Genomic DNA, 12690 nt, shown 5'->3' with positions numbered 1-12690 from the left:
TGGTTTTTTTGAAAATGGAGAAAGTACAAGGCCGTCTGCGAAGACGGCCTTTGCTTTTGCAATCCGTTGCCATGTTTCGTGTCACGCAAACCATCAGAAACCATCTTACCTGCTTACATTTACCCCCTCATAAAAATGACGTATGAAAAATCTTCCGCTCAATCCGAAAATCTTCATCCAAAACCGTCAACGCTTCATCAAAAAAATGAAGCCCAACAGCATTGCTATTTTCAACAGCAATGATGAAGTACCCAGCAATGGCGATGCCCTGTATCGCTTTCAGCAAAACAGCGATTTGTTTTGGCTCACCGGCATTGAGCAAGAAGATACCATGCTGGTATTGTACCCCGATAATCCGGATCCCAAATACCGCGAAGTATTGGTACTGGTGCGCCCCAACGAAATGAAAGAAAAATGGGATGGCAAACGCCTTCGTGCACAAGAAGGAAAAGACATCAGCGGTGCTGCAGCGGTGTTGTGGCTCGATAGTTTGGATGGCTTGCTGCAGCAGTGGATTCACCTCGCCGATACCATTTACCTCAATACCAACGAGAACGACCGCAAAGCATCGTTAATACAAACACGTGACTATCGCTTTGTGCAAGACATGCAAAGCCGCTATCCGCTACACCAGTACGAACGCAGCGCCAAGATTATGCGGGAAGTACGGGGCATCAAAACCAAGGAAGAAGTGGAAGTGGTTAAAACTGCTATCGACATTACCCACAAAGCTTTTTTGCGGGTGATGAAGTTTGTGAAGCCCGGTGTATATGAGCATGAAGTGGAAGCCGAAATTGTGCATGAGTTTTTGCGCAACCGTGCCCGTGGCGAAGCATACGGCAGCATCATTGCCAGCGGCGACCGTGCCCGCACCCTGCACTACATCAGTAACAATGCGGAATGTAAAGATGGTGAACTGCTCCTCATGGATTTTGGCGCCAACTATGGTGGCTACTGCGCCGACCTTACCCGTACTATTCCTGTGAATGGAAAGTTTAGCAAGCGTCAGAAAGAATTGTACAACGCCTGCCTCGACATTCACAACTATGCCAAAAGCATTTTGAAACCCGGCATTACCATTGTGGACTATACCAACAAAGTAGGTGACGAAGCCACGAAGCAGTTTTTGAAAGTGGGGCTGCTGAAAAAAGAAGACGTGAAAAACGAAGACCGCAATGTGCTCGAATCACGGGCTTTCCGTAAGTACCTCTACCATGGCATCAGCCACCACCTGGGTGTGGATGTGCATGACTTGGGCCTGAAGCATTTGCCCATACAGGCCGGTATGTTGTTTACTATCGAACCGGGTATTTATGTAGAAGAAGAACAACTCGGCATCCGCATCGAAAACAACGTATGGATTACTAAATCTGGCAACGTTGATTTGTTCAAGGGTATTCCGATTACGGTGGAGGATATTGAAAAAGCAATGAAAACCCTGTAGCTGTTTTACCGAATCAATTTTACATTTCCAGACATCTTTTTTTCAGGTTCATTCCTAAATTTTATAACCAGCTGCCAAACGTACAGCCCGCTTGGTTGTGGCTGTCCGTTTATACTTCCATTCCATCCTTCAGCAGCTTGGGTTTTGCTAAAAATACGTTGCCCCCATCTGTTTCTTATTTCAAACCGATAATATTCAACCCTGCCTTGAAGAATGGGTCGGAATGTATCATTTAAACCATCTTGATTGGGCGTAAATGCGGTGGGAACATATATGCTTGTAGTACAGTTATTGACCATTACACGAAACAAACCTTTTTGTATGCAGCCGGTGTTGTCTGTCATCCAAACATCAAATGCACTGTTGGTGCTTGCATTAATCCTCAGGTTTTGCAGCGTATCTGAAGCACTTGTATTGGGGCCGGTCCACCTATAACGCACTGGCCCCAATGGTGCTACCAATATGCTGTCGTAACCCTTACATATTTCTATAGTTGTAGAAAAGCGGTAATCGTTTTCATCTTTTGTAAACAGCATGGTATCTGAAAATGAATGACCACAGGCGTCGTTTCCGGTATACCAATAGGTACCGGTGTTTTGAACAGTTTTACTCGAGGTTTGCTCGCCGGAGTTCCAGCGAAGGTTGTATAAGCCCGAAGGCGCAGTTAGCGTATAAGTATCTCCAGTGCACAGCACTTTTGTGGCAGCATCATAGTTTTTGTGTGTATAGGGGGTTACTTCTATCACCATGGAATCTGCCGGGTTTGTACACCAGTTTGGTTTTAAATACAAAACGAAAGTTCCTGCCCTTTTCCATTTTAAGTTGAGTTGCTCTTGCCCAACATTATTGGTTAGTTGCAATGCGGCATCTTCAGGTATAATCCATGTATAGTTTCCCTTGCACGAACTGGCACTGTAGGTATAGCTATACGTGTTGGAAGTATCACATATCTTTTGCATACCCTGTATGACCGGCGTGCTGCAAGAAATTGTTTCGTAGCAAAGGGTATCAGTTGTGTAATTAATATCTGTAAGCTGAAGGTAGCTTTGACTTTCTTTAATAGTATTTGTATCTATTCGCTCTATACTTAGGGTGAGTGGCATAGAACCATAATTGGTACGCTGTGTGGTAAAAAATTCTGCATTTGTATCTAGTTTGATACAATTTCCAGTAAGTGCTTTAGAAAAATGATAGGTTGTAAATTCTGAAGATAAAGGGGGTGGAAAGCCGGAATTTAATGGGGCTAACCTAAGACCATTCGTAATGAAATAGGAGCTATCATTCTGGCTGAAAAGTAGATTGCTTGATATTTTAACATCGCTTGGGCTTCTAAGTCGAGTCATTTCGTTTTGGATACTGTTGGTCAATATATCTAGTGTGAAGTACTTAGAATTACTTTCAGAAAAACTTGCAAACGGAGATTGCAATACTTCTGCCGATAAAGTGAACTTACTCCCAATATTGCTGATATGACTAATAAATGTTCGAAATTCTCCAGGGCGCTGTAAAAGAACAGCACGTTCTAAGTGCTGAGTACGCAAATTGAATAGTGAGAAACTCATTATCTCATCAGCAAACGCATATTGTCTTGGTAAGGCAACTATAGTATCATTAACTCTAAATATGTTATTTGTCCAACTTAAATCCATGCTTGCTGTCGAAGAAAAACTATTCCATTTTTCCCAAGGCTGGAAGTAACGCACACACTTGCCCATTTTATTTACTGCTGGATCAAAAGAGAACAAAGCATGGTAAATGCCTCTTGGTGAGTCAGATGCTTGTGGAAAACCAATTGAATTGAAGAATATCAATTTTTTATCATACTCTACCACAGAGTGAGTAGAAATACCAAATTCTGGAGCAGTGTGTAGTTTGAAAAACTCATTTTTGGTAATCCCCATTTGTTTATCAAAAAAAAGCAAGTGGAAGTTCTGTTGGGAGCTAGAGTTCCACACTTGTGGCATGTAGGCTGCATAAGTGCCATTTTCTAGTGGTACAATGGAATGAAGGTGTGGCCCCTCTTCAGGATTTTTATAAAAAAATCTATCTCCGATAAAACTTTTATTTAATCTAATATCACCGGATTTATCCAATATTATGATAGAGATTTCTTTCTTGAACACAAAAGATGATTGTGTTGAAAAATCAGCGGAATCATGGCGAATTCCTAAGACAAGTTCCTGATAATTGTTTAGTATGGCATGAGTAATAGTCACGTACGTTTGATGGCGGGGGTCAGTAATTATTTTAGTCCATTTTACCGAATGATCATTGAGTGATCTGCATTCAATGATGTGATAGTAAGGTTTTGGAGATGCCTCATGAGGTAATTCTGCATTGTAAATAAAATATGCAAGTTTATTGATTGTGTCAATAGTTGGAGCTATTGTACCCTGATTAACAGGCATTAATACATCCTTGCCTTTTATTGTAGGCCGTTGTATCGTTTTAATATTATTGACAGAACATGTTTGGGCTTGCAGAAGAACCAGACAGTTTGACATAAAAAATAACATCAACAAAACTATGTAAGCACAACTTTTCATGTATGATTGTAAAAGTCATCTTTAAAAACCTTTCATTTGGATTTGACAATCGTAAAACCCAAAATGAAAGGTTCCTTTTGCTAATAAGTGAAGTTGTAACGTAGTTATTGAGATACTACCATTTTAGGTGTGCTCCATGGCCCAACACAGCCATTGGATCCTATATTTCTAAATCGAATATTGCGTTTTCGCTGCTAATAATAAATGAAGCATATACTTGCCAATCATTTTGACTACAGCTATTGCGCATCATGGATTGACTTTCAATAATGGTCTCCGGTTCAACAGTAGGGTAGCAACCGGTTCCGCTTCCAAGTAGATTTATTTTATTTTTTTCAATTTGACTTATTGGATTGCCGTCCTCATTTACATGTGTTGTTACTAATTTGGTATTTGATCCGGATAGTTCAATACCCTTTGGGTGCTGTTGAATATATTGTTGTATATATTCCTTTGTTGCTGTTTTGGTCGTTGTTTGATCGGTGGTGTTTGATTGCTTCTCACAGGAATAAAGCGTAGAAATGAATAAGGCAATAATAGTAAATATCAATGCACTATTCAATCTTGATTGAAATAGCAAGTGAATTTGTTGGAAATAATGTTTCATAAATAATTTTCCATAAATCTAAATAATTTATATCTGGAAAACCATGACTATTTATGCCGGTAACAATTTTTTGACTTTAGTCAAATTCAAATTAATACCTTAACAACGTTTTTATTTTGAATTAATAATATGCTCGCAGGGAATTCTTAATCTATAAATAATACTGTCGGATGGATTCTAAAAAAGGATGCTTTAAACTATTTTATGTGTTTTTCACATTCTAATTAAAAGCATGATATGTAATTCCTTTGCTCCTACATTTACCATCCATAATTTTTACTGCAAGAATAGAACCAATATAATATGACTGGTCGTAATGAAATGTCCTCAGTAACCGGTGGTCAGTCGTCGGCTGTCGTCTCGAAAGCTGCCGGTAGTCCGTCGTCGGTGGTCGGTGGTCTTTCCATCATTCCCAATCTGTTCACATTACTCAACCTCATTCTCGGTTGTTGTGCCATTGTGTTCTTGTTACAAAATGGTATTGCCATTGTGGAGACTGATCCTTCACCCGAAAATCCTATTGGCCAAAAGCTGGAACTGTTGCCCGAAGCTGTGTACATGGCACCCTTGTTTATAGCATTGGCAGCCGTCGTAGATTTTCTGGATGGCTTTGTGGCCCGTGCCCTCAAGGCCAGCAGCGAAATGGGCAAACAGCTCGATAGCCTGGCCGATGTGGTAAGTTTTGGCGTGGCACCAGCCATCATTGTCTATCAGTTTTTGCGCCTCAGTGTAGCCAAAACTGAAGCAGGTCTTGATACCTCATTCTGGTGGCTGGCCCCGGCCTTTGTGCTGGCAGCAGCAGCGGCATACCGGCTCGCCAAGTTCAACCTCGATACCCGCCAAACGCATTGCTTCCGGGGTACGCCGGTGCCTTCAGTAGGATTGATGGTGGCTTCCTTTCCGCTCATTTACTGGACCAGTAATGATGCCACCACCCTCAACCTGCTCACCAATCAGTGGTTTTGGTATGGCCTTGTTGCAGTGCTCAGCTGGCTCATGGTAAGTGATTTGCCCATCATGAGCAACAAACCCAAATCAGTAACGCTGCAGGGATTATTGCCACAGCTGTTGCTGCTGGCTGTAACCATTATTGCAGCGGTGTTGCTCGGTTGGTGGGCTGGCCCCATTGCGTATGCTGCATTCGTGCTGTTGTCAGTAGTCTTCAAAAAAACCATTCAATAAATTGTTTCAATCGAATTAGCGCAGGCGGCCTTCGGGTCGCCTGTTTTGTTTTGGATAAGAGAATCCCTTTTTTAAGGGAGGCCGTACGGTTACTGAGTCAATATTTTTACGTGTAGGATTATACCTCCCAATATCAACCCTCTGCCAGCAAAGTTGGCACAGCAATTACCATAAAGACGCTTATCGCTGCATCTCCAATCTATCATTCATTTCGTATGAAGCATTTATTTTTCTGTTGCTCACTACTTTTTATTTATGCAAATGCGCTGACTCAAAACATTGGCATAGGCACAGATGCACCACAAGCAAAACTGCATGTGAATGGGAACCTGCAATTGCAGGATGGAGCGGCCGTGTCAAAGTTTAGCAGGGATAGCCTGATGAGCGAAAACAGCCACAACAATGTGCCCACCGAAAGGGCTTTGCGTTCTTACCTCAGTACCGGCCGCTGGACCGGTTTGGATACAGCTGTTACCAGCACCAATGGTATTGTAGCCAAAGGATTCGGTATACAGGGTCTTGGTGGTCCAACCGCCGTAGCATTAAAAGACAACCTGGCTTTTGTAGTCAACTGGAGCAACAACTCTCTCGTTTCTTACAACATTTCCAATCTTAGCGATCCGCAGTCGAAAAGCAATGCTTATACCAATATCAATGGGCCCAGCAGCGTAGCTGTTCAGGGCAATTATGTATACATAACTTCAGAGTTGGGCAATGCACTTACGATTTATAGTTTTACCCCTACGGGAAGCCTTATCTATGTTGGCATGATTGGCACCGGAAGGCGTCCAACTTTTGTAACCGTACAAGGAAATTTCGCCTATGTAACCGCAGAAAGAGAGTTGGCCATATATGATGTTTCAGTACCCGCCACACCGGTTTTTAAATCAATCGTAACGGCCAACCTGAGTTTTCCTACAGGGGTAGTGGTGCAAGGAAATATCGCTTATGTGGTTTCCAATGGCAACAATCGCTTGTGCATGTTTGATGTTACCAACCCTATGTCCATCACAGCACTTGGCTTCACCAATACGGGCTTGAGCAATCCCCGGCATGTGTATGTAAAAAATGGATTTGCCTACGTTACGTCAAGAGATAACGACCGCATTCAAATATTCAATGTGAGCAATCCGGCAAGCCCCACGGTAGCCGGCTTTGTGCAGGAAAATATTTACCAGCCTTATAGTATTCATGGTGCGGGCAATTTTTTGTTTGTAGCCAACGGCCAATACAACATGGTGTCTGTGTTCGATATCAGCAATCCAACAGCACCAGTTGCCCGTGGCTACAATACCACCAACATCAGTGGGCCGGGTATTTTATTTGCCCAAAACGATGTGCTGGCGGTGCCGTCTTCTGGCAACAACCGTCTTTGTCTTTTTACCCTCGACCGAACCTTTGGCCTAAGCATGTCGCCTACAGGTTTGCAATTATCCACTACGCAATGGCAAACAGATGGCATGAACATTTTTCGGGGTGAGGGCAATGTGGGCATTGGCATCAGCAAGCCTACAGCAAAGCTGCATGTAGAGGGCCAAACTTTCCTGATGGGCGAAGTGGGTATTGGTACCAATTTTCCCATGGCAAAATTGCATGTAGAAGGCAACAGCTATTTCAATGGCAACCTGAGTATTGGCACTACTACACAGTTGGCTACGCAAACATTTGCCAACACATTGGGTGCCAAAGTAGCCTTGTATGGTTCCAGCGCCACTAGCCAGTACGGCTTGGGTATTCAAAGCAATTTGCTGCAGCTGTATACCGATATAGCCGGCTCCAATATTGGTTTTGGATGGGGCAGCAGCACTGCTTTTACGGAAAGAGCCCGCATCATCAACAGTGGCGAAGTGGCCATGCAAACCAACGGCAGGTTACAGATTCGTACCGGTTCACAAACAGCAGGGCTCTGGCTGGCCAATGCGGCTAATACCGGCAATGTGGGTTTTATTGGTTTACCCAACGACAATGTGATGGGCTTTTATGGCAACAACGGTGCGGGCTGGGGGCTGACAATGAATGCGAACAATGGTTACGTGGGTATTGGACTAAACGGTGCTTCTGCATCGGCACCACTGCAGTTTTCGAATAACCTGGGCCTTACAAAAATCTCTTTGTACAAAGGCACATATGGCGATGTAGGTATTGGTGTATATGGTGGCGAACTGCGTTTGCAAAACGACATTCCCAATGGCAAAGTGAGCATGGGCGTTATTCAAACCGATGGCTCCTATGCAGAACTGGCCAAGGCCGAACGAAACGGAGCATATGCCTTTGCCATCTTCGGCAGCTTATGGGCCAACGGTACCACTTATGCCAGCGACCGCCGTTTTAAGCAGCACATTAGCGGCATTGCTTCGCCCTTGCAAAAACTGCTGCAGCTCAATGGGGTGACCTACGACATGAAGGCGGGCGATTTCAACAACATGAATTTTAAACAAGGCCGGGAGATGGGCCTGATAGCACAGGATGTGGAGCTGGTGGTGCCCGAAGCCGTGTCGGAATTAAACGGTTACAAGGGCGTGGATTATGCCAAGCTGGTGCCGTTGCTAATTGAGAGCATCAAGGAATTGAAAAAGGAAATTGATACGCTGAAAGCACAGCAAAAACGATAGTCGTGATGCGTTACAGCTACCGGCCATTTGCCCGCTCGGGTAAATGGCCTTTCTGTTTTGGCTTGCTGGGCGGTGCCGGTTACCTTTGCTGCTTTCTAAGCCATTTTCGTTTTCAAAACAACTCAACATGACATACACTGCGCATATCACCGTAATGCCATTGAAAGAACTGCTCGACCCACAAGGCAAGGCCGTCATGGGCGGACTGGGCAACCTCGGCCTGAGCCAAATCAAAGATGTACGCATTGGTAAGCACATTACCCTGCAGGTAGAAGCCGACAGCCCCGAAGCCGCCAAAGCCGTTGCGACCGAAGCTGCTCAAAAAGTACTGGCCAACGCCGTAATGGAATACTTTGAAGTGGTGATAGCCTAATTTGAAAATTTGAAAATGAGGGAATTTGAAAATTATTCAATTCTCTCAGGTACAACATAAGCCTTGTAGAAAAGCCACATCAGTTGTGACCTTTTCAAACTTTCAAATTTTCAAATTCTTGCATTTTGCTTTACCTCGTTCCATCTCCCATAGGCAACTTGTCTGATATGACGTATCGGGCAGTGGAGGTATTGAAACAGGTGGATGTGATTTTGTGTGAAGACACCCGCACTTCTTCGGTGTTGCTCAATCATTACGGCATTAGCAAACCGCTATCGCCTTACCACCAGCACAACGAGCACAAAGTGCTGCAGCATTTGGTTACCCAACTGCAAGCTGGTAAGCAAATGGCGGTTCTTACGGATGCGGGTACGCCCGGCATCAGCGACCCGGCTTTTTTGCTGGTGCGGGAATGTGTTCGCAACAATATTGCTGTTGAATGCTTGCCCGGTGCAACGGCATTTGTGCCGGCATTGGTCAACAGTGGATTGCCTACCAACCGCTTTACATTCGAAGGATTTTTGCCGCCCAAAAAAGGCCGCCATACCATGCTCACCAAACTGGCTACCGAAGAACGCACCATGGTGATTTATGAAAGCCCCATGCGGCTGGTAAAAACCCTCGACGAAATAGCTACCTATTTTGGTGCCGACCGCCAATGCTGTGTGAGCCGGGAACTCAGTAAAAAGTTTGAAGAAAACAAAAGAGGTACTTTGCAAGAAGTAGCCGACTATTTCAGAGAGAAAGGCGTGAAGGGTGAGATTGTAGTAGTGATAGCCGGAAAAGAATAACGACTGCTGCTTTACGAAGTTTTTTTTTCGTACCAACTAAACTGCCATAGCACCATGCATTTGTCTGATTTCCGTTCCGTGATTGATCAGTACGATGTTATCTTTTTTGACTCGTATGGTGTGCTGCGTTCTTATGAGGGACTGGTACCCGGGGTAGACCGCACATTTGCATTGCTGGAAGAGCAGGGAAAAGAATTCTACATCATTACCAACGATGCCAGCCGCAGTCCCGAATTGTTGGCTTCCTCCTTTCACCGGGCAGGCCTGCACAACATTCAGCCCGATCATATTATTTCATCGGGCATGCTGGCCAAAGAATTTTTAGACCTGAAAGTAAATGATGGTATTGTTGCTTATCTGGGTACTGAAAATTCGGCGCATTACATTGAAAGCAGTGGCTTGCACACCATGCCCGTGAGTGAAATAGACGACAGCAACATGCACAAGGTAAATGCCCTGGTAATGCTGGATGACGAAGGCTTTGATTGGTTTCGTGATTTGAACAAAGCCGTGAATTTGTTGCGTCATCGTACCATTCCGGCCATTGCTGCCAACCCCGATAATTCTTACCCGGTAAATAACCACGACGTAAGCATAGCAGTAGGTGCATTGGCCCACATGATTGAAAAAGTAGTGGGCAAAAAGTTCATTCGTTTTGGTAAACCCGATACGCAGATTTTCATGTTTGCCTACGAAAAGCTGCAAGCAAAACGAAGCATTTCAAAAAAAGATATTTTGATGATTGGCGATACACTCGCTACCGATATTTTGGGTGGCAATAAGTTTGGATTGGATACCATGCTGGTGCTTACCGGCAACACACAACCCAAAGATGCCGAGAGCCGCATTGTATCAACCGGCATTGTACCCACCTGGATTTGCGAAGCAGCCGTTGTATAACGGATGTGGAGTTACGATAGTACAAAGAACGAATTAGCTGTATGAAGTTTGGCCGAATTGATCCTGCATTGCTACAGATGGCGCAGCTACAACTGCCGCCAGATCCTGCTATGAATGCAGTAGTGTTGAAAGGGAAGTCGGCCACTGCCCCCACTATTTATTTGGGCTGTACCCAATGGAAATGCGATGCTTGGTTGGGTAAAATTTATCCGGCCAATATCAAGGATGCGGAGATATTGGACACGTACATCCGTCAGTTCAACAGCATTGAAATGAATGCGATGCACTACCGCATTTTTCCTGCCGAAACGGTAAAAAAATGGGTTGCCAAAGTGAAAGGTCGTGCATTCAAATTTTGTCCAAAGTTTCCGCAGAGCATCAGCCATTACAGCCAGTTTACCAATGCCACACAGCAAACGCAGCAGTTCCTCGAATCCATAGAAGCATTGCAGCCACATTTGGGGCCATCGTTTTTGCAGGTGAGTGAAGGATTGTCGCCGGCCATGCAGACACCGCTGATGGAGTATCTCGAATCATTACCCAAGCACTTGTCTTTTTTTGTAGAACTCCGCCATCCCGATTGGTACACGCCAGCTGCTCAACAGCAAATAGCACAGCTATTACAGCAGCATGGCATTGGCTGGGTGATAACCGATGCCCCCGGCCGCCGCGATGTATGCCACATGAATTTGACCACGGATATTGCATTGGTGCGATTCTTGGGCAACAACCTGCATCCTACAGATTACACCCGTATTGATGCATGGATTGAACGCATACATCACTGGGTGAAAAACGGTGTACGTGAAGTGTATTTTTTCATGCATCACCCCGAAGAAGAAGGAGCACCTGAGCTGATTGATTACATGGCGCAGCGGTTGCAATTGCGAACAGGCATTTTGTGCAAACGCCCTCAGTTTCTGCCCAAGCAGTCAACCTTATTTTAACTTGTTTTCGCCACTGTTTCTGAGGTGGGCAGACTTTCGTGGGATAAATTATCTGCAAACAACTGCTCCTCTTGAATGGGCTCTTTTTCTCCTTTGTAAAAAATGCTACCGAGCATCATTAGTGTACTTGTAGCCAAAATCACGAAGGCAATAATACTTTCATTGAAACTGCTCAGTTTTAATACATCAGGAATTTTATAGAACAACACGATGGTGATAAGGCCACGGGGCATGAAAAACAATTCGGGTAACAAATTGGCTTTCATAAATACCCGTAAATAAAACAACCTTACCAGTAATAACGCCAGCACAATCATGCCGCCTACGAGTGCTACATCTGCCTGAAATACCAATTCTATTTGTATGGTGTAGCCAAACAAAATGAAGAAAAAAGTACGCACCAAAAAGGAAAGCTCGGCTGTAATGGAGTGGAGTATCTCATGAATTTCGTGTACTTGTTTTTTGCTGTAAGTGCCTAAAAATGCTGGCAGTTTCACCAGGTTCCAGTTGTTGATCATTAAGCCGAAAACAAGTATAATCAACAACGAGGGGAGGTGTAATAATTTGCCACTGGCGTACAGCAAAATCAACAATGAAATAATCAGAAAAAATTTAATGTTGAGTTTAGTGTTGGTCATGATGAGAAACAGCAACACCGAAAATGCAATGGATAAAACAACAGAACCAACAATGCCCCCGACAAAGATGCCTGCCGAAGCCCAGGTGAGAATTTCTTCTGCAACAAAATAGTTGAATACAATGATGCCAACGATGTCGGAGAAAGACGCCTCGTACACCAAAAATTCTTTTTTGGCATTGGTCATGTGATGCAAACTCGGAATAACAATGGCGGAGCTGATAATGGACATGGGGATGGCATACACAATACACTGAATCAACGATTCTTCTAACCAATACACCAATATGCCCGTTATTAATGCCGCTGAAGCAAAGAAGATAACACTCGCAGAGAAAAACGATTTGCGTATTAAAGGCAACTTATCTCTGGTCAATTTCAAATCAAGCCCGGCTTCCAGTACAATCATAATGAGTCCCACCACACCAAGTCCTTCTACTACCAGTCGGGGAAGCTCAACAGTGAGTTGATATTTATCGGTTACGTAGCGGCCAATAATACCTGAAAACATGAGCAGCAACACTGAAGGCACCCGCAGTTTTCTACTCATAATAGAAAATAAATACGAAATCACAATTACGCCGCATAATATCATTAATACCTGTTCTGTTTGCATGTGTAGTAGTTTGTTTTGTGTAACAATGCGGTTGC

General features: G+C 44.0%; 10 protein-coding genes. 7 read left to right on the top strand and 3 right to left on the bottom strand.

Going from position 1 to position 12690, the window contains the following annotated elements; genetic code table 11:
• Positions 1-142 precede the first annotated feature (142 nt).
• Positions 143-1444: an aminopeptidase P family protein gene (locus tag V7Q13_RS13930; protein ID WP_333801278.1), complete on the top strand. Its 1302-nt coding sequence runs from the start codon at positions 143-145 to the stop codon at positions 1442-1444.
• A gap of 5 nt (positions 1445-1449) precedes the next feature.
• Here the strand turns inward: V7Q13_RS13930 and V7Q13_RS13925 are convergent, their stop codons facing one another.
• The gene (locus V7Q13_RS13925) at positions 1450-3990 is read right to left on the bottom strand and encodes a gliding motility-associated C-terminal domain-containing protein (protein ID WP_333801277.1); all 2541 of its coding nucleotides are present in this window, start codon (positions 3988-3990) and stop codon (positions 1450-1452) included.
• 160 nt (positions 3991-4150) lie between these two features.
• Positions 4151-4597 (bottom strand): hypothetical protein, encoded by a 447-nt coding sequence (locus V7Q13_RS13920; protein WP_333801276.1) that lies wholly within the window; start codon positions 4595-4597, stop codon positions 4151-4153.
• A gap of 303 nt (positions 4598-4900) precedes the next feature.
• Here V7Q13_RS13920 and V7Q13_RS13915 point away from each other — a divergent pair, with 303 nt between their 5' ends.
• The 6 genes from V7Q13_RS13915 to V7Q13_RS13890 all read left to right on the top strand — a co-directional run bounded on the left by V7Q13_RS13915 (position 4901) and on the right by V7Q13_RS13890 (position 11402).
• Positions 4901-5779, top strand: a complete 879-nt coding sequence (locus V7Q13_RS13915; protein ID WP_333801275.1) for a CDP-alcohol phosphatidyltransferase family protein — start codon at positions 4901-4903, stop codon at positions 5777-5779.
• 215 nt (positions 5780-5994) lie between these two features.
• A complete protein-coding gene (locus tag V7Q13_RS13910) occupies positions 5995-8391 on the top strand; it encodes a tail fiber domain-containing protein (protein ID WP_333801274.1) in 2397 nt (798 codons plus the stop codon).
• Positions 8392-8518: 127 nt separating this feature from the next.
• Positions 8519-8764, top strand: a complete 246-nt coding sequence (gene purS / locus V7Q13_RS13905; protein ID WP_157479349.1) for a phosphoribosylformylglycinamidine synthase subunit PurS — start codon at positions 8519-8521, stop codon at positions 8762-8764.
• Positions 8765-8889: 125 nt separating this feature from the next.
• Positions 8890-9555, top strand: a complete 666-nt coding sequence (gene rsmI, locus V7Q13_RS13900; protein ID WP_333801273.1) for a 16S rRNA (cytidine(1402)-2'-O)-methyltransferase — start codon at positions 8890-8892, stop codon at positions 9553-9555.
• A 54-nt stretch (positions 9556-9609) separates the two neighbouring features.
• Entirely contained in the window at positions 9610-10455 is an 846-nt protein-coding gene (locus tag V7Q13_RS13895) for a TIGR01459 family HAD-type hydrolase (RefSeq protein WP_333801272.1), read from the top strand.
• Positions 10456-10496: 41 nt separating this feature from the next.
• Positions 10497-11402 (top strand): DUF72 domain-containing protein, encoded by a 906-nt coding sequence (locus V7Q13_RS13890; RefSeq protein WP_333801271.1) that lies wholly within the window; start codon positions 10497-10499, stop codon positions 11400-11402.
• On the opposite strand, the gene V7Q13_RS13885 is transcribed toward V7Q13_RS13890, so the two are convergent.
• Positions 11399-12634, bottom strand: a complete 1236-nt coding sequence (locus tag V7Q13_RS13885) for a cation:proton antiporter domain-containing protein (RefSeq protein WP_333801399.1) — start codon at positions 12632-12634, stop codon at positions 11399-11401. The genes V7Q13_RS13890 and V7Q13_RS13885 overlap by 4 nt on opposite strands.
• Between the last annotated feature and the right edge of the window lie 56 nt (positions 12635-12690).

This window comes from Phnomibacter sp. (assembly GCF_036803085.1).
Classification (GTDB): domain Bacteria; phylum Bacteroidota; class Bacteroidia; order Chitinophagales; family Chitinophagaceae; genus Phnomibacter.
The sequence above is the reverse complement of the archived record's forward strand: the minus strand, read 5'-3'. Positions and strand labels throughout refer to the sequence as shown.